The 21923-nt window shown below is 71.8% G+C and carries 14 protein-coding genes and 1 riboswitch; of the genes, 3 read left to right on the top strand and 11 right to left on the bottom strand.

The genetic code is table 11. The features are described from left to right. Positions 1 to 117: 117 nt before the first annotated feature. The 4 genes from metH to E1285_RS23630 form a co-directional block, all read right to left on the bottom strand. On the bottom strand, positions 118 to 3729 hold the full coding sequence (gene metH, locus E1285_RS23645; RefSeq protein WP_243723000.1) for a methionine synthase: 3612 nt from the start codon (positions 3727 to 3729) through the stop codon (positions 118 to 120). Positions 3730 to 3738: 9 nt separating this feature from the next. Next, a riboswitch (S-adenosyl-L-homocysteine riboswitch) is annotated at positions 3739 to 3816 on the bottom strand. Between the two features lie 36 nt (positions 3817 to 3852). Continuing rightward, on the bottom strand, positions 3853 to 4242 hold the full coding sequence (locus E1285_RS23640; protein WP_132155615.1) for a DUF6221 family protein: 390 nt from the start codon (positions 4240 to 4242) through the stop codon (positions 3853 to 3855). Positions 4243 to 4301: 59 nt separating this feature from the next. Beyond that, on the bottom strand, positions 4302 to 5573 hold the full coding sequence (locus E1285_RS23635; protein ID WP_165966723.1) for a lipase family protein: 1272 nt from the start codon (positions 5571 to 5573) through the stop codon (positions 4302 to 4304). Between the two features lie 130 nt (positions 5574 to 5703). Next, positions 5704 to 6954 carry a glycosyltransferase gene (locus E1285_RS23630; RefSeq protein ID WP_132155613.1) on the bottom strand — a complete coding sequence of 417 codons (1251 nt, stop codon included), beginning with the start codon at positions 6952 to 6954 and terminating at the stop codon, positions 5704 to 5706. A 128-nt stretch (positions 6955 to 7082) separates the two neighbouring features. On the opposite strand from E1285_RS23630, the gene E1285_RS23625 reads away from it, so the two are divergent. From E1285_RS23625 to E1285_RS23615, 3 genes are all read left to right on the top strand, one after another. Next, entirely contained in the window at positions 7083 to 8486 is a 1404-nt protein-coding gene (locus E1285_RS23625) for a class I SAM-dependent DNA methyltransferase (protein ID WP_132155611.1), read from the top strand. Next, positions 8479 to 9513 carry a restriction endonuclease subunit S gene (locus E1285_RS23620; RefSeq protein WP_132155609.1) on the top strand — a complete coding sequence of 345 codons (1035 nt, stop codon included), beginning with the start codon at positions 8479 to 8481 and terminating at the stop codon, positions 9511 to 9513. Before E1285_RS23625 ends, E1285_RS23620 begins: the two co-directional genes overlap by 8 nt. Positions 9514 to 9671: 158 nt before the next feature. After that, positions 9672 to 11219, top strand: coding sequence for an AMP-binding protein (locus E1285_RS23615; protein WP_243722999.1), 1548 nt, complete (start codon positions 9672 to 9674; stop codon positions 11217 to 11219). A gap of 17 nt (positions 11220 to 11236) precedes the next feature. Here E1285_RS23615 and E1285_RS23610 read toward each other — a convergent pair whose 3' ends face one another. From E1285_RS23610 to E1285_RS23580, 7 genes are all read right to left on the bottom strand, one after another. After that, entirely contained in the window at positions 11237 to 11539 is a 303-nt protein-coding gene (locus tag E1285_RS23610; protein ID WP_132155607.1) for a hypothetical protein, read from the bottom strand. 54 nt (positions 11540 to 11593) lie between these two features. Beyond that, positions 11594 to 12376, bottom strand: a complete 783-nt coding sequence (locus tag E1285_RS23605; RefSeq protein WP_132155605.1) for a methyltransferase domain-containing protein — start codon at positions 12374 to 12376, stop codon at positions 11594 to 11596. An 83-nt stretch (positions 12377 to 12459) separates the two neighbouring features. Continuing rightward, positions 12460 to 15816 (bottom strand): ATP-dependent DNA helicase, encoded by a 3357-nt coding sequence (locus E1285_RS23600; RefSeq protein ID WP_132155603.1) that lies wholly within the window; start codon positions 15814 to 15816, stop codon positions 12460 to 12462. A gap of 23 nt (positions 15817 to 15839) precedes the next feature. Then, positions 15840 to 19013, bottom strand: coding sequence for an ATP-dependent DNA helicase (locus tag E1285_RS23595; RefSeq protein ID WP_132155601.1), 3174 nt, complete (start codon positions 19011 to 19013; stop codon positions 15840 to 15842). A gap of 110 nt (positions 19014 to 19123) precedes the next feature. After that, positions 19124 to 19432, bottom strand: coding sequence for an MGMT family protein (locus tag E1285_RS23590; RefSeq protein ID WP_132155599.1), 309 nt, complete (start codon positions 19430 to 19432; stop codon positions 19124 to 19126). 46 nt (positions 19433 to 19478) lie between these two features. Further along, positions 19479 to 21035: a S8 family serine peptidase gene (locus E1285_RS23585; protein ID WP_243722998.1), complete on the bottom strand. Its 1557-nt coding sequence runs from the start codon at positions 21033 to 21035 to the stop codon at positions 19479 to 19481. 11 nt (positions 21036 to 21046) lie between these two features. After that, a partial coding sequence (locus tag E1285_RS23580) for a hypothetical protein (protein WP_207946757.1) occupies positions 21047 to 21923 on the bottom strand: 877 nt, incomplete at its 5' end.

The following is a 21923-nucleotide window of genomic DNA, read 5'->3' as shown; positions in this document are numbered from 1 at the left end:
ACGTCGCACCGGGGCCGCCCGGCATCTCCAGCGTTCATCCCACCCGCCCGTGACCGGTCCCCGGAAAGAAGCACGCCTGACGGCCGCGGTGCGGCGGCCGTCAGGCGTTCTCGCCGTTTACGAAGGGTCGTACGCGAGGTTGGGGGCGAGCCAGCGCTCGACCTCCTTCACGGGCAGGTCGCAGCGGACGGCGTAGTCCTCGACCTGGTCCTTGCCGATGCGGCCGACCGTGAAGTAGCGCGCCGCCGGGTGCGCGAAGATCAGGCCGCTGACGCTGGCGGCCGGGGTCATCGCGAACGACTCGGTGAGCTTCATGCCGAGGCTCCCGGCGTCCAGCAGGTTGAACAGCGACTGCTTCAGGCTGTGGTCGGGGCTCGCCGGGTAGCCGAGCGCGGGACGGATCCCGCGGAACCTCTCGGCGTGCAGGTCCTCGAGGACGGGGTCGGCGTCCGGCTCGAACCAGGCGCGGCGGGCCTCCAGGTGGATGTACTCGGCGAACGCCTCGGCGAGCCGGTCGGCGAGCGCCTTCACCATGATCGCCTTGTAGTCGTCCTGCTCCTTCTCGTACTTGGCGGCGAGGTCCTCGGCGCCCTGGATCGTCACGGCGAAGCCGCCCAGGTGGTCGCCGGCCGGGGCGATGTAGTCGGCGAGGGACCGGTTCGGGCGCCCCTCCGGCTTGGACGTCTGCTGCCGCAGCATCGGGAAACGCGCCTCGGGCAGGATGATGTCCTCCCCGTCGGAGTGCGCGGGCCAGAACGCGTAGGCGCCGTGGGCCTCGAACGAGCCGTCGGCGATGATCTGGTCGAGCAGCTCGTTGCCCTCGTCGAACAGCTCGCGGGCCACCGGCTGGTCGAGGATCGCCGGGTACTTGCCCTTCAGCTCCCAGGCCAGGAAGAAGAACTGCCAGTCGATCATCTCGCGGAGCGCGGGGATGTCGGGCCGGAGGCGGCGCACACCGGTGAACGCCGGGGTCGGCAGGTCCCCGAACTCCACCCGCTCGCGGTTCTCCTTCGCCTTCTCGAAGGTGAGCACGGGGCGGCGCTGCTTGCTCTCGTGCTGCTCGCGCAGCCTGGCCTGCTCCTCGCGGTTGGCGGTGTCCAGCGCCGACGCGCGGCCCTCGTCGAGGAGGTCGGAGACGACGCCGACGACGCGGGACGCGTCCAGCACGTGCACGATCGTCGACTCGTACGCGGGCGCGATCTTCACGGCGGTGTGCTGCCGGGACGTGGTGGCGCCGCCGATCAGCAGCGGCAGCTTCATCCCGCGGCGCTTCATCTCCGCGGCGACCGAGACCATCTCGTCCAGGGACGGGGTGATCAGGCCGGACAGTCCGACGGCGTCGGCGTTCTCCTCGATCGCGGTGTCGAGGATCTTGGCGGCCGGGACCATCACGCCGAGGTCCACGACGTCGTAGTTGTTGCAGCCGAGGACGACGCCGACGATGTTCTTGCCGATGTCGTGGACGTCGCCCTTCACGGTCGCGAGGACGATCTTGCCCTGGCCGCGGTCCTGGAGGACGCGCCCGGAGCGCAGCGCCTCCGCCTTCTCCTCCTCCATGAACGGCTCCAGGTAGGCGACCGACCGCTTCATGGCGCGGGCGCTCTTGACCACCTGGGGAAGGAACATCTTGCCGGCGCCGAACAGGTCGCCGACGACCTTCATGCCGTCCATCAGCGGGCCCTCGATGACGTCGAGGGGACGCTCGGCCTTCTGGCGGGCCTCTTCGGTGTCGTCTTCGATGAAGTCGACGATGCCGTGGACGAGGGCGTGCGACAGGCGCTGCTCGACGGACGCCTCCCGCCAGGACAGGTCGACCTCGCGCTTGGTGGCCTCGCCCTTGACGTTCTCGGCGAAGGACACGAGCCGGTCGGTGGCGTCCTCGCGGCGGTCGAACAGGACGTCCTCGACCAGTTCGAGCAGGTCGGCGGGAATGTCCTCGTAGACGGCGAGCTGCCCGGCGTTCACGATGCCCATGTCGAGCCCCGCGCGGATGGCGTGCAGCAGGAACGCCGAGTGCATCGCCTCACGGACGACCTCGTTGCCCCGGAAGGAGAACGACAGGTTGGAGATGCCGCCGCTGATGCGGACGCCGGGGCAGCGCTCCTTGATGAGCGGCAGCGCGTCGATGAACGCCTTCGCGTAGCCGTTGTGCTCGGAGATGCCGGTCGCGACGGCGAGGACGGCCGGGTCGAAGATGATGTCCTCGGCGGGGAAACCGGCCTTCTGCGTGAGCAGGTCGTAGGCGCGGGCGCAGATCTCCACCTTGCGCTCGGTCGAGTCGGCCTGGCCGGTCTCGTCGAACGCCATGACGACGACGCCGGCGCCGAAGTCGCGGATGCGGCGGGCCTGCTCGAGGAACTGGTCCTCGCCCTCCTTCAGGCTGATGGAGTTGACGACGCCCTTGCCCTGGACGGTCTTCAGCCCCGCCTCCAGCACGCTCCACCGCGAGCTGTCCACCATGATCGGGATGCGGGCCACCTCGGGCTCGGTCGCGATCAGGTTCAGGAACGTCGTCATCTCCCGCTCGCTTTCGAGCAGGTCGGCGTCCATGTTGACGTCGAGGAGGTTCGCGCCGCCGCGGACCTGCTCCAGCGCGACGTCCACCGCTCCCTGGTGGTCGCGGGCCTCGATGAGCCTGCGGAACCGCTTGGAGCCGGTGACGTTGGTGCGCTCGCCGATCATGACGAACCCGGTGTCCTCGCCGATCGCGAACGGCTCGAGGCCGCTGTAGCGGGGGGCCTTGGCGGGCTTGGCGACTTCGCGGGGCGCGGCGTCCTTGACCAGGGCGGCGATGCGGGCGATGTGGTCCGGGCCCGTCCCGCAGCATCCGCCGACCGCGTTGACCAGGCCGGACGCGGCGAACTCGCCGACCTTGCCGCCGGTCTCGTCCGGCGTCTCGTCGTAGCCGCCGAACGCGTTCGGAAGCCCGGCGTTCGGATACGAGGCGGTGTAGGTGCCGGCGACCCTCGCCAGCTCCTCCACGTGCGGGCGCATCTCGTCGGCGCCGAGCGAGCAGTTCACTCCCACGAGCAGCGGCTCGGCGTGCTCGATGGAACGCCAGAACGCCTCGACCGTCTGACCGGACAGCGTGCGGCCGCTCATGTCGACGATCGTCACCGAGATCCACAGCGGCAGATCCGGGGCGGCCTCGCGGGCGGCGGCGATCGCGGCCTTCGCGTTCAGCGTGTCGAAGATCGTCTCGATCAGGAGGAGGTCGACGCCGCCCTCGGCCAGGCCGCGCATCTGCTCCGCGTAGGAGTCCTTGACCTGGTCGAACGTGACGGCGCGGTACGCCGGGTCCTCGACGCGCGGGGAGAGGGACAGGGTCACGTTGAGGGGGCCGACGGAGCCGGCGACGAACCGTCCGCCGAACTCGTCGGCGGCCTGGCGGGCGAGCCGGGCGCCCTCGACGTTCATCTCGTGGACCAGGCTCTCCAGGCCGTAGTCGCCCTGGCCGATGCTGGTCGCGGTGAACGTGTTGGTCGTCGTGATGTCGGCGCCGGCCTCAAGGTACTGCCGGTGGACGTCCAGGATGACGTCCGGGCGGGTCAGGTTCAGCAGGTCCGGGTCGCCCGTGACGTCCTTCGGGTGGTCGCCGTCGATGCGGTCGCCCCGGTAGTCCTCCGGAGCCAGGCCCGCGCCCTGGAGCATCGTCCCCCAGGCTCCGTCGATCACCGCGATCCGGCTGTCCAGAAGCTCGCGAAGCTTGCTGTCCTTGATTTCGAGCACCTCCCGTCTGAATGGGAGGCGCCCTTGTTGCAATTCGCCGGGACCGAGCGTGGCGGGCTCTCGCCCGTTGCAGCGCCTCTCGGCCCCACATCGAGGTTACATAACCCTGCCCGGTCTGTCCTGTCACGGGTGCCATTCGTCTCGGTATGCGGGATGCGAGGCGTACGGGAGCGCGAGGCAGCGCAGGACGTCCTCGCGGACGGCCTGGGCCGCTTCGAGTTCCGCGGTCCGGTGGCCCTGCTCGATGATCCAGGCCCGCTTCTCGAAGTCGTCGATGATCCGGCGCCTGGCCGCCACCTCGGCGAGCGTCCGGGACGGGCCGTGGCGGGCGATGTGCTCGGCGTACGCCTCGTTCTCCGCCTTCGCGACGTACGCCTCGGGGCCATCGCGGGGTTCCGCGGGGTCGGTGTGGATCGTGCCGGAGGGCGCGGTCTTCCAGGGGACGCCCGAACAGGCTCGGGCGATCTGCTCGTCCCTCGCCAGCCGCGCTCGGAGGAACTCCACCAAGTCCATAGGGCCATCCTGCCCCGTGCGTGGGACAGGATGGCCCGGACGGCGCGGAACCCGCCGGCTCACGCCGCGCAGTTGCCCTCGGTGGGCTTGCCGGCGAAGCGGTCGGTGAGGAACGTCATCGCGTCGGGGAGGCTCCAGAGCATGCCGGTGGCGTGCTCGGCGAGCGTGTAGGTCTTCCACGTCACGTTCGCGCCCTTCGCGCACCACGCCTTGTGGAGCGTGTCGGCCTGCTCGAACGGGATGATCTGGTCGTAGACGGCCTGCGTCTGGAGCACCGGGACGGTCGGGGCGGTCTCACCGAGCTTGTTGGCGTTCAGCGCCTCCCGCCACTGCGGGGTGGTCAGGGGGTTGCTCGTCGTGTAGTCGCTGATCTTCTTGAACAGGGTGTCGATCAGCGTGACGACGCCGTCCACACTGACCAGGCACATGTTCTCCGCCTTCTGCATCAGCTCCCGGCCCCTGTCGTTGAGGTACCCGTCCAGGTCCAGCTCCGGGTAGGCGGCGTCGTAGCCGACCGCCGCCATGAACATCAGCGCGACGAACGCCGACCCGTCCAGGCCCTCCGCGACTGCGAGGAGGTCGGCCGGGACTCCTCCGGCGAAGACGCCCTTGAGGTCGAGTTCCGGCGCGTAGGACTGCGCCAGCTGCGCGGCCCAGCCCGCCGACGTCCCGCCCTGCGAGTAGCCCCAGATGCCGACGGGCGCGCCGCCGAGACCGGCCTCGGGGAGCCGCTGCGCGGCCCGCGCCATGTTCAGGACGGCCATGCCCTGGGAGCGGCCGACCTCGTAGGTGTGCTGGCCGGGCGTGCCGAGGCCCTCCATGTCGGTCAGGGCGACGGCCCAGCCCCGGTTGAGCGCGTCGGAGACCATCAGGGCCTCGTAGTCCAGGCCCTGGGTGAGGGTGTAGGACGGGGCGCACTCGTCGCCGAGGCCGCGCGTCCCGACGGCGTAGGAGACGACGGGACGCTCGCCCTCGCCCGTCCACTCCTCCTCCGGGACGAGCACGGCGCCCGACACGGCGATCGGCGCGCCGTGCACGTTCTCCGACAGGTACAGGACCTGCCACATCTTCACGCCCTCGAAGGGCGACTTGCCGAACGGGTCGACCGTGAAGGCGGCCGGGCGCGACCTGATGACGTCGCCGGGCCGCCCCTCCGGGAGCGGCGAGGGCGGCTGGTAGAACGGATCCTCGGCGGGAGTTCCGGTGTCCTGGGGAGCCGCGGTCGCCGGAGCCTGGAGGGCGGTCGCCATCAGGACGACCCCGATCCAGAGCGCCAGCACGTTGCGCAGGACACCACGGACTCTGATGGACCGGCGGACTTTGATGGACATGGCCCGTAACCCTTCGTCGTCCCCCTTGCCGTCGGAGTGACGGTCACCTGACCGTAAGACAATTAGACGTTCACTCCAATGAGGGCCGCGACGAGACGCGGACGCCGAATGTGTGGCCGCCTGACAAAGCTCACCCGGGCCGGCCGCCGCGCCGAGCCGACTCCGAGCGGGCGCCTCCGCGTTCTGTGGACGGAAGTGCGGGCTCGCCCGTGCGTGGGCGCGGGGCTGGGCGGCCCTTCCAGGTGCCGCCTCGGCCCGAGCGGTGGCGGCGTGCCGAGTCGACGGTCATGGCGGCGTACATCAGGGCGACGAGGGGCAGGGCCGGGGCGCGCAACGGTGACAGGCCGTAGAAGCGGAGCATGGGCGCGTAGGTGGCGGCCATGACCGTCCAAGCGAGAAGGCCCGCCGTGGCGGGGACGGCGGCGTGCCGTGCGTCCAGGGCGAGGCCGATGCTCCCGGCCAGGGTCGCGGCGGGCGGGACCGCGTACAGCAGGAGGAGCATCAAGATCGTGCCGGCCAGGAGCGCCGGCGAGTAGCGGAGCTGGTCGTAGGCGCTGCGGGCGATCATCGTCCACAGGTCGGCGAGGCGCGGGTAGGGGCGGCGGCTGGTCACGTCGCGGCTCAGGTCCAGGCGGCAGCGCCCGCCGGCGCGTTTGATCAGCCGCCCGAGCGCGACATCGTCGATCAGTGCGCCCTTGATGGCGTCGAGGCCACCGGCGTGCGCCAGGACCTCGCGCCGTACGAGCATGCAGCCGCCCGCCGCGGCGGCGGTCCGCGCGCCGTCGCGGGTGACGCGGCGGAACGGGTAGAGCTGCGCGAAGAAGTACACGAAGGCGGGGACGATCCGGCGTTCCCACCGGGTGTCCGTGCTGAGCGTGGCCATCTGTGACACGAGGTCGCGCTCGCCGGCCGTGGCGGCGCGGACGAGCCTGGTCACGGTTCCGGGCGCGTAGGCGATGTCAGCGTCGGTGAACAGGATGAACTCTGGTTCGCCTGCGGCCTGGACGCCTTCCGACATGGCCCAGACCTTGCCCGCCCACCCCTGGGGACGTTCTGTCGCTTCGACTACGCGCAGCCTGTTCGTCTTGCCGGCCTCGTCGCCGAGGCGGGCCGCCACGTCCGCGGTGCCGTCGCCGCTTCCGTCGTCCACGACGATCACGCTGAAAGCGCCTGGGTAACTCTGCGCCAGCAAGGTCGGCAGGGTCTCCGGAAGCACGGCCGCCTCGTCGCGCGCCGGGACCACGGCGACCACTTCGGGCCAGCCGGACGGGGCGGTGCCCGGCGGGAGTCCCGGGCCGGTCCTCCAGAAGCCACCGTGACCCATCGCCAGGTACAGCCACCCTGTCAGGGCTGCAAGTGCCAGAACACCCACGACCAACACGTCCGGCAGCCTCGCAGTGTCCCAGGCCGCGGGTCCAGCAGGCGCGTCGCGGACTCAGCACCCTGAGTGGTCACGGTGTGGTGCCGGGCTCCGTAGGCTGCTGCAGGTCTCGGTGAGGAGGGAGAGCGGTGGCGGATCGGGAGGAGAGCGACCTCAAGGACGTTTTGTGGAAGGCCGCCGACAAGTTGCGGGGTTCCGTCGACGCGTCGCAGTACAAGGACTTCGTGCTGGGGCTGGTGTTCCTCAAGTACGTCTCCGACTCGTCCGGCGATGGCGCTTTCCGGGTACCGGACGGCGCGCGGTGGAAGGACCTCGCCGCTCCGGCCGGCTCAGGGACGATCGGCGCGCGGATCGACGCGGCCATGGACGCGGTCATGCGGGCGAACCCGTCGCTCGCCGGCGTCCTCCCGCGGATCTTCAGCGGGGTCGACCAGCGGCGGCTCGGCGACCTGGTGGACCTGATCGGCGGGGCGCGGTTCGCCGGCTCGGCCGCACGCGACGTGTTCGGCGAGGTCTACGAGTACTTCCTGGAGAAGTTCGCGCGGGCCGAAGGCAAGCGCGGCGGGGAGTTCTACACGCCGTCCAGCGTGGTGAAAGTGCTGGTCGAAATCCTCGAACCGTTCAAGGGCCGGGTGTACGACCCGTGCTGCGGGTCGGGCGGCATGTTCGTCCAGGCCGAGAAGTTCGTCCTGAACCATCGGGGACGGCGGGACGACATCGCGGTCTTCGGGCAGGAGGCGAACGAGCGCACGTGGCGGCTGGCCAAGATGAACCTGGCCGTCCACGGAATCGCGGGCGACCTCTCGTCCCGGTGTGCGGACACCTTCTACGAGGACGCGCACCCCGACCTGCAGGCCGATTTCGTGCTGGCCAACCCGCCGTTCAACATGTCGGACTGGTACCGGGACGCGGGCGACTCCCGCTGGCGCTTCGGAGCGCCGCCCGCGGGAAACGCCAACTTCGCGTGGATGCAGCACATCGTCGCCAAACTCGGCCCCCATGGCAGCGCGGGCGTGGTGATGGCGAACGGCTCGATGTCGTCCCTCCAGTCGGCCGAACGCGAGATCCGCGCCGCACTGGTGGAGGCGGGCCTGGTGTCATGCGTGGTCGCGCTGCCCGGCCAGCTCTTCCGGACCACCCAGATTCCAGCGTGCCTGTGGTTCTTCGACAAGGACCCGCACGACCGGTTGCTGTTCGTCGACGCTCGCGGCATGGGCACGATGGTCGACCGCACGGAAAGGGTCCTCACCGGCACCGACATCGCCGAAATCGCCGGCACCTACCGCTCCTGGCGCCGCGGCTCCCACTCCGACGTCCCGGGATTCTGCTACTCGGCCGGCCTGGACGAGATCAGATCCCACGACCACGTCCTGACTCCCGGACGCTATGTCGGCACAGCCGCACCGGACATCGGGGCAGAACCGGCGGCCGACCAGGTCGAGCGGCTGACCAAGGAGCTCCTCGCGCAGCTGGAAGAGTCGGCGCGCCTCGACCGGGTCGTCCGCGCGGAACTGGGACGGCTGAATGGGTGACGTGCACCTGGCCGAACTCGTCACCTTCTCCAACGGCAAGTCGCATCCGGCCGAGGGGCCCGACTACAGGACCTATGGCGCCAACGGGGTGATCGGCACCTCCGCCCATTACAACGCCACCCCCGACACCACCATCGTCGGGCGCGTCGGATCGTACTGCGGCGTCGTCCACTACAGCGACGACCGGTGCTGGGTCACCGACAACGCGATCATCGCCACCCCGAAAACGGACGTGAACCCCCGCTACATCTACTACCTGCTCAAAAGACTCGACCTGAACAGGTACCGCATCGGCTCGGGCCAGCCCCTCCTCACCCATGGCTTACTGAACCGGCTCACCACCAAGCGGATGACCCGGCCGGACCAGGACGCGGCGGCCTCCGTCCTCGGAGCGCTGGACGACAAGATCGCCGCGAACACCCGCATAGCCGTCCTGGCCGACCGGCTGATCCGCGCCCGCTACACGGAATTGGCCGCCACGACTTCGAACTCCGTCCCGCTCGCCCACCTGGGCTCCTCGATACGGTCGAACGCCCCGGCCGAGCACATCAGGCAGGACGAGAACTACATCGCGCTGGAACACATGCCGAAACGGCACATGTGGCTCACGACCTGGACCGGCGCGGCCGCCGTGACCAGCGCGAAGCGGCGCTTCCAGTCCGGCGACGTACTCTTCGGCAAACTCCGCCCCTACTTCCACAAGGTCGGCCTGACCTTCGTGGACGGCATCGCCTCAACAGACATTCTCGTCATCCGCCCGAAAGAACCCGCCTATCGGGGCTGGCTCCTGGCCGCCCTGTCGAGTGACGAAGTCGTGGCGCACGCCTCGGCCATCGGCGACGGTACGAGAATGCCCCGCACCAAGTGGCCGGACATGGCCGGACACGAGATCCCCTGGCCCGCCGACCACACGCAGAGCTTCGACGAATTCGTCACCCCTCTGGCGAAACGGGTAGCGGCCGCCACCGCAGAATCACGAACGCTGGCAACCCTCCGCGACACCCTCCTCCCCGACCTGATCCCATGAGCCGCGACAGCCGTGCGGGGGAAATAGTTCGGCGGAGGCGGGTAGGGGCCGGGGGGTCTGTGGACGGCTGGCCGTAGGGCCAGGTGTATGGAGGGAGGCCTCCCGTGATCGATCGGGTGCGGTCCTTTGCGAATGCCGGGGTACGGGGTGCGCGTGCGGTGCGGGACGCCGGGGTCCTGCGTCCGGTGCGGCCGGATCGGGCGGTGCGGGTGCCGCTGGCCTACCTGCGGTTCGGGCCCGTGCCCGCGACGGTCGGCGCCATGTCGGCGTTGCGGTTCCCTGACCGGACCGCCCTGATCGACGAGCGCGGGGCCCTCACCTACGGCGAACTCGAACGGCGGGCCGCGGCGCTCGCGTCCGGGCTCCGGGTCCTGGCCGGCGACGGCAAGGTGGGGATCCTCTGCCGCAACCACCGAGGATTCGTCGAGACGCTTCTTGCCGCGTCCCGTCTGGGCGGCGACGTGGTGCTGCTCAACACCGACTTCTCCGGCGCCCAGCTCGGCCATGTCGCCGAACGTGAAGGGATCGCGCTGCTCGTCCACGACGCGGAGTTCGGTGCGGTCGTCGACGAGTCGGGGTTCGACGGGCGGCGGCTGCTCGCGTGGACCGACCAGGACGGGGCCGGGACGATCGACGGGCTGGCCGCCGCCACCGAGCCCGAGCCGATCAGGCCGGACCGGACCAGCGGCGTCGTCGTGATGACGTCCGGCACGACCGGCACGCCGAAGGGAGCCCGGCACGACGTGGCGCTGTCGTCGGTGCTGCCCGTGGCGCTCAGCCATCTGATGCGCGTCCCCGTGCGGTCGGGGACGCCCATGGTGATCGCGCCGCCGCTGTTCCACATCCTGGGCTTCGCCTACATGACCGTCGGGCTCGGGATGGGCATGCCGCTCGTGCTGTCGCGCCGCTTCGACGCGGACGAGACCCTGAAGGCGGTCGCGGACTGCGAGGCGGGGGCGCTCGTGGCGGTGCCGGTCATGCTCCAGCGAATCCTCGCCGCCAAGGGTGCTGCGAGGGCGCCGCGAACGCCGTCCCTCCGCGCGGTCCTGTGCGGCGGCTCGGCGCTGCATCCACATCTGTCGGACGCCTTCATGGACGCGTTCGGCGACGTGCTCGTCAACCTGTACGGCGCGACCGAGACCGGGTGGGCCACGATCGCCACGTCCGATGATCTGAGGAACGCGCCCGGCACCGTCGGAAGGCCGTCGCTGCGGATCACCGTCAAGGTTCTCGGCGAGGACGGCAGCGAGTTGCCGGCCGGAGAGACCGGCGAGATCTACACGGGCGGCGGGCTGCGGTTCGCGGGGTACACGGGCGGCGGCGGCAAGGACGTGCTGGACGGGCTGACCGGCACCGGCGACCTCGGGCATTTCGACGAGGCGGGGCGGCTGTTCATCGACGGCCGCGCCGACGACATGATCATCTCGGGTGGGGAGAACGTGTTCCCCGGCGAGGTCGAGGATCTGATCGGCGGCCATCCGGACGTCGCCGAAGTGACGGTGACGGGGGTGGACGACGAGGAGTTCGGCCAGCGCCTCGCCGCCCATGTGGTCAGGGCGCCGGCCGCGTCGCTGACCGAGGACGACGTCCGGGCCTACGTGAAGAGGCACCTGGCGCGGTACAAGGTGCCCCGCGACGTCCGGTTCGTGGACGAGCTGCCGCGTACCAGCACCGGCAAGGTCAGGCCGAAGGAACTGGACGACTGAGGGCCGGGCGCGGCGCCTCAGGCGACGCGGGCCTTCGCGGCCATGCAGATCCGCGCCAGGTCGTTGAGGGCGTCGGCGCGGCGCTCGTCCAGCGACCGGCGATCACCCGGGCCCGCCTCGGCGAGGGTGTCGATGACCAGGGAGAACACGGGCCATTCGGCGGGGCCGATGGCGCCCTCGAAGTCGACGCCGTCCTCAAGGTCGTCCAGGTCGAGGTTGCGGGCGAAGGTGGCGAGGGCGGCCTCGGCCGCGACGACGCCGATGCGCATCGCCAGCGCGGCCGGCTCGCGGTCGAGGGAGCGCACGTTGCTAGAACCCATGTTCGACAATCTAGAACACGCGAACGACATTCGTCGAACACTTGGTCGAAAACGTTACCCGACGATCGCCTGCTGGAAGAGGTAGGTGTGCGTGAAGTGCAGGACGCCGTCGATCTCGCTCGGTCGCATCCCGGTCACCGGGCCGGTGCCCGCCAGCTCGTCCTCCAGTTCCCGCCTGATCCGCGCCGAGACGTCGCCGGGGGTCTGGGAGAACTCGAGCCACGGGTCGAGCGGGCGGACGTACTCGAAGCGCTCGGCGCGCTTCACCTCCGCGCCGGAGGCCGAGACCATCTCCGTGATCCGCGACTCGGTGAGGGCGGTGCCGTGGGAGGGGTCGCGGAGGCGTTCGATGCGGTCGGGGTCGCCTTCCAGGCCGTCGGGGCGGATCAGGTCGGCGATGATCAGCGCGGCGCCGGGGCGGCCGACGCGGGCCATCTCGTTCACGACGGCCTCGGGGGCGGCGACCTGGTGCAGGGAGAAGCGGGTGACGACGAGCGTGAACGACCGGTCGAGGTAGGGCAGGGCGGTCGCGTCGCCGTGCGCGAAGGTGATGTTCATGAGGCCGGCGTGGTCGGCGTCGCGCTTGCCTTGGGTGAGCATCGCCGGGGTGAGGTCGAGGGCCGTCACGTGCCGGACCCGACCGGCGATCGCGCGGGACACGAGCGCGGTACCGGCGGCGACCTCAAGGACGATGTCCTCTCGGTCTATCTCCGGGTCCATGAAGTGGACGAGCCGGTCCAGGTGAAGAGTGAACGCGGCGTTCCGCGAAGGATCGGCGAAACCGGCCGCCTGCTTGGAGAACTCCCGTACGACCTTCTCGTCATGCGTCACCGTCACGTCCGCCTCCCTCGGATGGTAGCCCGGATCATCCCCGAAACCACGAACGGTGAACAGGGGGGAGTGAGACTCATCACCCGGAATCAGGCGGCGGGTACGGCGTCGAGCAGCGCGGCGAGGCCATCGGCGTCCAGCAGATCGGCAGGCCGGACCGTGACGTTCGCGCTGACGTAGTGGAACGCCGCGCTGACCTCCTCGACGTCCACCCCCGCCAGCTCCGCCCAGGCCAGCCGGTATGCGGCGAGCTGCACCGACACGAAGCGGGCCTCGTCCCCGGACGGCGGCGAGCCGGTCTTCCAGTCGACGACCTCGTACACGCCGTCCCGGGAACGGAACACGGCGTCCATGCGGCCCCGGACCAGCCGGTCGCCGATGACGGTCTCGAACGGCACCTCGATGTCGAGCGGCTCCCGCGCCGCCCACTCCGACTCCTCGAAACGGCTGCGCAGCCGTTCGAGGTGGCCGTCGTCGGCGGCTCCCTCGTCGGCCGCGCCGGGCAGTTCGTCGGGGTCGAGGAGGCGCTGCTGCCCCCAGCGGCTCTCCAGCCAGGCGTGGAACGCGGTCCCGCGCCGCGCGTACGGGGCGGGCGGGCGCGGCATCGGGCGGCGGATCTGCCGGGCCAGCGCCGCCGGGTCGCGGGCGAGGGACACCAGCGACGAGACCGACAGGTGCGCGGGAAGCTCCACGAGCAGGCCGTCGCCGCCGCGGCCCCGGTCCCGTTCGGCGAGCAGCAGCTCGACGTCGCGCGCCCACGCGGACATGCGGGCGCGGTCGCCGTCGGACAGCCCGGCGTCGCCCGCCCAGTGGCGCGTCCGCCCGGCCGTCTCGTCCTCGACCATGCGGGCGGCCTCGACGACCGCCTCGTACCGTTCGCGGGCCGAGATGTCGGAGCGGCCGCGGTCGCCGGGCGCCACCGGCCACTGCGCCTCGTCGGGGTCGGCGAGCAGCGGGTTGGCGGCGCCCTCCTCCGGCGGTTCTGCCCACACGGCGACGGACCCGGCCCCGGCGAGGCAGACGGCGCGGACCTCGTCCAGGAACGGCGACGGGCCGAGCGGCCGGCCCGACGACCCCCACCAGTAGCCGGTGGTGATGAGCAGGCTGGACGCGCGGGTGACGGCGACGTAGGCGAGCCGCCTCTCCTCGCGCAGGTCGCGTTCGGAACACGCCTGGTCGAAGGCGGCGAGGTCCTCCTTCTCCAGGCCGTTCAGCGGGGGCAGGTCGGCGCGGTCGCCGCGCAGCATGAACGGCAGGACCCGGGGATTCGCCGTCCAGCGGGTGGCGTTCTGCGGCGGCGACGGGAAGATCGAGCCCTTGGCCGGGCCGCCGTTCTTCTGCGGGACGTACGACAGGCCCGGGACGACGACCACCGGCCACTCCAGGCCCTTGGACGCGTGGACGGTGAGGAGTTTCACGCTGTTCGTCTCCCCCACGCGTCCGGCCTCCAGCCCGAACTCCTCGGTCTCGGCGGCCTTGAGGTAGGCGAGGAACGCGCCGAGGGTGGGGTCCTCGGCGTCGCCGGCGAACGTGGCGGCGGCGTCGATGAAGGCGTCGAGGTCGGCGCGGGCGGTGACGGGGTCGAGCCCGGAGCGTGCGGCGACCTCGATGTCGAGCCCGAGCGCGCGTTCAACCTCGTTGACGAGATCGGGCAGCGGCAGGCCGACCTGGCCGCGCAGCGTGCGCAGCTCGTCGCGGAGCCTCCGCAGGCGCCCGAACCCCTCGGGCGAGTACGCCTCGGAGGGGCCGAGGTCGTCGAGCGCGTCGACCAGGCTGCCGGTCTCCTGGTTCAGCTCGCTGACGAGCTGGTGCAGCGGGTCTTCCGTCTCCTGCTCGGGCGGCGCCTCATCCGGTGGGGGCTCCGGCGCCTCCGGGGGCGTGACGTCGCGCGCCGCCTCCTGGGCCAGGGCGCGGGCGCGGCGGCCCAGGGCGACGAGATCGCGGGGGCCCAGGCGCCAGCGCGGGCCGGTGAGCAGCCGGGCCAGGGACGCGCCGGACGTCGGGTCGTGCATGGCCCGCAGCGTTGCGACGACGTCCTGGACCTCGGGGACGGTGAGCAGCCCGCCGAGGCCGACGACCTCGACCGGAATGCCGCGCGCTTCCAGCGCCCGCCTGATGAGCGGGAACTGCGACCGTTTCCGTGCGAGGACGGCGACGTCGGAGTACTGCAGCGGCTCGGTCTGCGGGCCGCCGTCGGGTGCGGTCCCGGGGTCGGCGGCCAGGAGCCGGGCGATGCGCGCGGCGATGCGGTCGGCCTCGTCCTCGACGGTGGGGAGCAGCGCGCATTCGACGCGACCGCGGTTCTCGCGCCCGGCGCCCGGGACGAGCCGGGGCACGGACTTCGTCTCCGCGCGCAGTTCCTCCTGGACCCTGGCGGCCGCCTCCAGGATCTGCTCGCCGTTGCGGAACGAGCGGCTCAGCTGGACGACGGGCGCCGGAACCGGCCGCCCGCCGGCGACTCCCGGCCGCAGGGGGAAGTCGTGGGCGAACCGCAGCAGGTTCCCGGCGCTGGCGCCGCGCCATCCGTAGATCGACTGGCAGGGGTCGCCCACGGCCGTCACCGGATGACCGGCCGCGAACAGCGACTTGAGCAGGACGAGCTGCGCCTGGCTGGTGTCCTGGTACTCGTCCAGAAGCACGACGGAGAACCGCGACCGCTCGATCATCCCGACCTCGGGGTGCTTGTAGGCGATCCGCGCGGCGAGGGCCATCTGGTCGCCGTGGTCGACGACCTCCCGGTCCGCCTTGGCCCGCCCGTACGCCTCGACCAGCGGCATCATCTGCTCGCGGACGGCGTGCTTGGCGAGGATGTCGCGCTGCGCTTTGAGCGGCTTCTTCACCACGGCGAGGCGCTCGTCCAGCCACGTCCCGACCTTGCGGACGTCCTCGGCCGTACGCAGATGCTCCGAGAGGTCTCCGGCCAGTTCCATGACGGCCTTGGTCACGGTGTCGGGCTGCCACTCGACGCGGTCCATGGGGCCGTCGTAGGCGTCCACGACGCGGGAGCAGATCTGCCAGGCGACGGCCGGTGAGATCAGCCGCATCGTGGGTTCGAGAGCCTCGCGCAGCGCGTGGTCGCCGAACAGCCGCGCGGCGTAGGAGTGGTACGTCGACACCATCGGCTCGCCGTCGAACAGGGCCTCGCCGCCGAGCCGCTCAAGCTCGTCGCCCGGCAGGACCTCGCGCAGCTTGTCGAGCCTCTTGCGCACGCGAACGCCGAGCTCGGCGGCCGCCTTGCGGGTGAAGGTCAGGCCGAGGACGCGTTCCGGCCGGACGAAGCCGTTCGCGACCAGCCACACCACCCGTGCGGCCATCGTCTCGCTCTTGCCGGACCCGGCGCCCGCGATCACCGCCATCGGCGCCATCGGGGCCTCGATCACCCGGGCCTGCTCCTCGGTCGGCTCCGGGATCTCCAGCAGCCGGGCCAGCTCTCCCGGCGTGATCACCCCACTCCCCCCGAGCTAGTCGCTCACTCCCCGACCTGGCCACCTTCGTCGTGTACGGGGCAGCAAGAGCGTACGGGACAGGTGCGACACTTGTCGTTCGCCCGCGCCTGGAAGACATCGCCGGCCATCCCGGTCGCGACGATCTCGATGAGCTTCTTCGGCCACTCCGGGTCCTCGTCGTCGGCGGGCGGCGGCTGCTCCTGCTCGCGCGCCTTGGCGGTGAACGCGGCCTTGCCGACCTGGACGAGCTTGGCGCCGCCGGGCTCGATCAGCCCGTGCCGCTCGAACGCGCCGAGCATCACCGCGTACTGGTAGACGCCGAGCTGCGGGTGGCGGGCCAGGTCATCCTTGGGGACGGCGGTGGAGGACGTCTTGATGTCGATGATGACCGCGCGGCCCTGCTCGTCGCGTTCGGCGCGGTCGATGCGGCCCTTGACGACGACGCGGCCGAGGTCGACCTTGAACGACTCCTCCAGCGCGACGACCTCGTTGGGGTTGTCGTTGTGCCAGGTGAGGAACTTGTCGACCATCCGGCCGGCCTGCTCGCGCTGCTTCTCGGAGTACCAGGAGCTGCGGAACTCCAGGTCGTTCCAGATCTCGTCGAGCCGTTCGGCGACATGGACCTCGTTGACGCCGTCGTCGGCCCCGGCCATCTCGGCGACGGCGTGGATGACCTTGCCCATCGTGCTGTACTCGTTGGGCCCGCCCTCCTGCGCGCCGACGGCGGAGGCGAGCAGCCAGCGCAGGCCGCACGTGGTGAACGCCTCGACCTGGGACGGCGAGATGGTGATGGTCTCGTCGTCGTCGAACGCGGGCCCGGCGTCGGACAGCGCGGTGATGGCGTACCAGTTCTCCGGTTTCGCGCCTCGCACGCCCGCACGCGCCAGGCGTGCCAGGTGGCCGGCGGCGGCGCGCCTCAGCGGTTCCGGACGGGACGGGTCCGCGACGGCGGAACGGAGGTCGGCCACCAGCGCGGACAGCGAGAGCCACCGCGTCTTCTCGTCCAGTTGCGATTGTTCGATCGCGCCTGGAAGGAGCTCGTTCAGGAAGCGGGACGGCCGTTCTTCGGTGTCGTCGCCGCCGACGGCCGTGATGACGAGGCGTTTGCGGGCTCGGGTGACCGCGACGTAGAAGAGGCGGCGTTCCTCGTCCAGCATCTTCGCCGCCATGGACGCACCGGCCGCAGCGCCGCCTTCCGCCTCGGAGCCGGCGGCGTGTTCGACCATCTCCTCGACGCCCAGCAGCGACCCGCGCAGGCGGACGTCCGGCCAGACGCCCTCCTGGACGCCCGCGACCACGACGACGTCCCACTCCAGGCCCTTGGAGCGGTGGGCGGTGAGGATCCTGACCGCCTCGCCTTGCGGAGCCTGTTCGGCGAGCGTGTCACCGGCGATCTCCTGGGACGCGATGTTGTCGACGAACAGCTCCGGCCCGGCTTGCGGAAGCCGGTCGACGAACCGTGCGGCATGGTCGAACAGCGCCACCACCGCGTCGAGGTCACGGTCGGCCGCCGCGCCGCGCGTCCCGCCCTTGACGCTCTGTGCCAGCAGTACGTCGGCCTGGCCGCTCTCCTGCCAGACGGCCCACAGCACGTCCTCGGCGGTGCCGCCGTCGTGGACGCTGCGCCGCGCCATATCGATGAGGTGCGCGATCCGCTCGGCCGGTGCGCGAACCCTTTCGTGGACGAGGACGAGCTCACGCGGATCGTTCACCGCCGCGATCAGAAGCTCCCCTAGCGGACGCTGACCGCCTGACAATTCCTCCAGGTCACGCAGGGCCCGTTTCAACCGCCGCATGGCGAGCGCGTCGGCGCCGCCCAGCGGGCCTGTCAGCAGGTCTTCCGCGACGACCTCGTCCAGGTACCCCTTCTTCAGCGCGGCCCGCAGCAGGATCAGGAAGGGGCGGACGGCGGGCTCGCTGATCAGGGGGACCTCGTCGCCCGCGACGACGACCGGCACACCGGCCTGCGAGAGCGCGCGCCGCAGCACCGGGACCTGCCGCACGGCGCTCCGCACGAGGACCGCCATACGCGACCACGGAACGCCGTCGAGGAGGTGGGCGCGGCGCAGTTCGTCGGCGACCAGCGCCGACTCCTGGCTTTCGGAGTCGGCGATCACAGCGCGGACTTCGCCCTCGTCCAGTTCCTCCACGGGACGCAGCGCGCGGTGTTCGGCGGCCCCGGCCGTCCCCGCGGGCAGGCGGCGTGCGATCCGGCGCGACGCGGCGAGGATCTCGGGCCCCATCCGGCGGCACGTCCGCAGGGCCACGACCGGCGCGGGATCGCCGTCGAGGGTGAGGAAGCGGTTGGGGAACTCCTGGATGCCCCGCACGTCGGCGCCACGGAAACCGTAGATGGACTGGTCGGGGTCGCCGACGACGACGAGCTCGCGACCGTCCCCGGCGAGGTAGTGCAGTAGGGCTTCCTGCGCCGGGTCAGTGTCCTGGTATTCGTCCACGAACACGACGTCGTAGGAATTCTGCTCCCGGATCCGCACTTCCTCGTCCGCGAGCATGCCGGCGGCCATGTGAATCAGCTCGCCGTAGTCGTAGGTGGGGACGGGGTCCAGCGCGAACCTGTCGACGTACCGGTCCATGAACGCGCCGATGGCGGGCCAGTCGTCGCGCCCGCGCATGCGTCCGACCGCGACGAGGTCTTCCGCGAAGTACTGCCGCTCGGCCGCCCGCAAGGTGAAGTCACGCAGTTCCTCGGCGAACCCGCGCGTCGCCAGAGCGGCCCTCAACCGTTCCGGCCAGTCGCGCGCACCGTCCGCCAGCTCGCCCTCCAGAAGGCGCCGCACTTCCAGCAGCTGCTCTGGTCCGGACAGGAGTCGTGGTGCGGCCTCTTCGTTCAGCACGGCATCGCGCCGGAGGAGCGCGTAGGCGTAGCTGTGGAAGGTCAGCGCCAGCGGAGTCCGCGTCGTCCGGTGGAGGCGCCCGGTGATCCGTTCCCGCAGCTCCCCCGCCGCCTTGCGGCTGAACGTCAGGACGAGCACGCGCTCCGGGTCGACGCCCCTGTTCTCGATGCGGTCGACGACCGCCTCGACGATCGTCGTCGTCTTCCCGGTGCCCGGACCCGCCAGCACCAGCATCGGCCCGCCGGCATGCTCGACCACCCGCCGCTGCTGCTCGTCGAGCACGGGCGGGACGGCCCGCGCGGGGCCCGCGCGGCGCACGAGACGGTAGGAAGCAGACGGCACAACAGTTCATTGGAACAGATCACCGTGACTGTTCTGGCCACAACACACGCATGTCGCCAACGTGACGGGCTCGCGGCCGCGCGGTTCCCCCGCCGGTCCCCCACCGGGGTTCAGGACGGGCCCGGCCAGCGCGCCCGGGTCATGTCGACGCGGCGGCCGTCCGGGCGCAGGGGCGTCCCCTCGGCGCGGTAGTGCTCGTGGGCGCGCCCGTCATGGCATTTCGGCGGGCTGCCGTCCGCCCGGATGACCCGCCACCACGGGACACCGCCGCCGTACAGGGACATCACCCGTCCGACCTGCCGGGGCCCGCCCCGCCCGACCAGCTCGGCGACGTCGCCGTAGGACAGGACGCATCCCGGCGGGATCAGCTCCACCGCGTCCAGGACGGCTTCGGCGTACTCGTCAGGCTCTGCTCGCACCCGCCAATTCTGGCCCCTGCCGCCCGGGGGAGGCACCACGGACGGATCAGGCCGGCGGTGGCTGGCCCTCCGCCGGGCCGGGCGGTCTGGGCTGCGGCGGCCTCGGCGGGTCGAAATCCGGACGCCCCTGAGGCTGCGGCTGCCCGGGAGGCGGCCCGAACTGCGGACGGCCCTGAGGTTGCGGCTGCCCAGGAGGCGGGCCGTACTGCGGACGTTCCTGAGGCTGCGGCCGGCCCGGAGGAGGGCCGTACTGCGGACGCCCCTGCGGCTGCCCCGGAGGCGGGCCGTAGGGGCCGCCGCGCGGCGGGACGGGCCGCGGGCCCCCTGCCGGGACGGGCTGCGGGCCCGCGGGCGGGCCTACCGCCGGGCGGGGGTGGCGGCGCCGGAACGTCATCGAGATCGCCCCCGCGGTGATCGTCCCGCCGATCCCGGCCGCGACCAGCGCGATGATCAGCGGAGTGACCCACGCCGGCCGCTCGATGACCTCCACCGGGCCCGGGTCGTCCGCGCCGAACCGCTGCCCGGCGGCCTTGTCCTTGGCGCCGCCCGACCCGGCGGACTCCAGCGCCCCGGCCGCCGAGAGCGCCCGCGACGCGTGCACCATGCCGAACCCGACCTCGGCGTTGTACTCGCCCGAGGGGCCGTGCTTGGTGCTGTCGATCAGCGCCTGGGAGACCAGGGCGGGCGCCATGTCGGGGTACTTGGCGCGGATCAGCGCGGCGATCCCGGAGACGACCGCGCTGGCGCCGCTGGTCCCGCTGCTCACGAAGTACTCGTCGCCCGGCCCCGCGACGGGCAGGCCCGCCCCCGGCGCGGACAGCAGCACCGAGAAGTTGCGGTTGGAGAACGGCGCGCGGGAGTTGTCGCCCTCCGTCGCGGCGACCGCGATGACGCCCGGGTAGGACGCCGGATAGGAGTACGGCGCGAAGCCGTCGCCGTCGAGGGAACCCGGCTCGTTGCCGTCGTTGCCGACCGCGGAGACGACCACGACGCCCTTGCCGATCGCGTAGCCGATGGCGGCGCGTTCCTCGGGGACCTCCTCGTTCTTGCCGAGCGAGAGGTTGATCACGTCGGCGCCCTTGTCCGCGGCGTGGCGGATTCCCCGTGCCACCGCGCCCTCGGCGTCCTCCGACAGCCGGTAGCGGACGTAGCCCGGGTCCTCCGGCTCGCTGATCGCCCGGACGGACAGGACGCGGGACTCCGGCGCCATCCCGATGATCCCGTCGCCGCCGCCGGACCCGTGCCCGTGGCCGGCGATCAGCGACGCCATCCCGGTGCCGTGCCGGCGCGTCGGAGCCGATCCGTCGTCGACCTCTTCGAGCATGTTGGGGCCGGTGGTGACCGACCCGGCCAGGTCGGCCTGGTTCGCGTCGACGCCCGAGTCGACGACGGCCACGGTGACGCCCTTGCCCTTGCTGACCTTCCAGGCGGCGTCCATGCCGAGCGCGTCGAGGATGGGCCGCTGCCGGTCGCGGACCTCGTCGGCGTGCGCGGGGACGGGCACGAGCCATGTCCCGGCCAGCGCCGCCGCGAAGACGGCGGCCACGGTGCGCGTCCTGGCCGTCCTGCCGTGGCGCCTGGCCATCCGGCCTCCCGTCAGCATCGCCCTCCCTGTCAGCACTGCCACTCGGGGCTGGAGCAGTCGGGCAGGGCCTTGGCGGACATCGACCGCGCGACCGCGTGACCGAGCTGCGGCGCCAGGGCGAACGGCCTGCCCGGCCGCTCCTTCTTGATCGCCGCCGCCGGGCGGCCGTCGGTCTGGCCCGAGGTCGTCAGCACGACGTACGGGCCGCCGCGGTCGACGGTTCGGTCCTGCCGGGCCTCGTCGGTGAACCGGGCCGACGCCGTCCCGGGGAACGGCGCCGCGTGCAGCGCGGGGGCCACCGAGCCGCTCCCGTCCGGGCCCTTCGAGCCGGGCAGTTCCTTGTACGCCCGGTCGGCCTTGAACGGGTCGGCGAAGACCACCACGCCGACCGTGACGACGACGCCCTGGAGCTGGTCGACGTAGGTGGCGCGCAGCACGGCCTTGCAGCCGTGCCTGACGATGGTCTGGGCGATCTGGGGGTCCACGGCCTGCGCGCACCCCTTGTCGGGGACGATGCCCGTCCGGTCCGCGTACTCGCTGTGCCCCGTCTGGGGGGCGTAGGGGATGCGCTCAGGGAAGATGCGCTGCGCCGTCCACGCCTGCCACCGCCGGGCCACCTCCTTGTTCGCCGCGCGCTGCAGCTCCGCGGTGGTGGGCTCACGGGTGAGGGTCGTCCAGGCGCCGGTGAAGGAGATCCCGGTGATGACGAGGTAGCAGCATCCGAGGACGAGCGCGACGAGCGCCCACTGCCGTCCGCGCAGGCCGAGCACCGTCACGGGCCGTCCTGGGGCGGGCCCCGGAGGACCGCCGTGCGAACCGCCGTACGGGCCGCCGTACGGGCCGCCGTACGGGCCCGCGGGCGGACCGCCCGGAGAGCCGCCCGTCATGCCGGGCGGGTGCGGGGGC

The organism is Actinomadura sp. 7K507 (genome assembly GCF_004348425.1).
Lineage (GTDB): Bacteria > Actinomycetota > Actinomycetes > Streptosporangiales > Streptosporangiaceae > Spirillospora.
Note: the sequence above shows the minus strand (reverse complement) of the source record. Positions and strands in the feature narration are given on the sequence as shown.

Coding starts and splice junctions, on each gene's coding strand:
- E1285_RS23640 (WP_132155615.1), bottom strand. CDS start 4,242: ATGGACTTGGTGGAGTTCCTCCGAGCGCGGCTGGCGAGGGACGAGCAG.
- E1285_RS23635 (WP_165966723.1), bottom strand. CDS start 5,573: ATGTCCATCAAAGTCCGCCGGTCCATCAGAGTCCGTGGTGTCCTGCGC.
- E1285_RS23620 (WP_132155609.1), top strand. CDS start 8,479: ATGGGTGACGTGCACCTGGCCGAACTCGTCACCTTCTCCAACGGCAAG.
- E1285_RS23610 (WP_132155607.1), bottom strand. CDS start 11,539: ATGGGTTCTAGCAACGTGCGCTCCCTCGACCGCGAGCCGGCCGCGCTG.
- E1285_RS23585 (WP_243722998.1), bottom strand. CDS start 21,035: ATGCTGACGGGAGGCCGGATGGCCAGGCGCCACGGCAGGACGGCCAGG.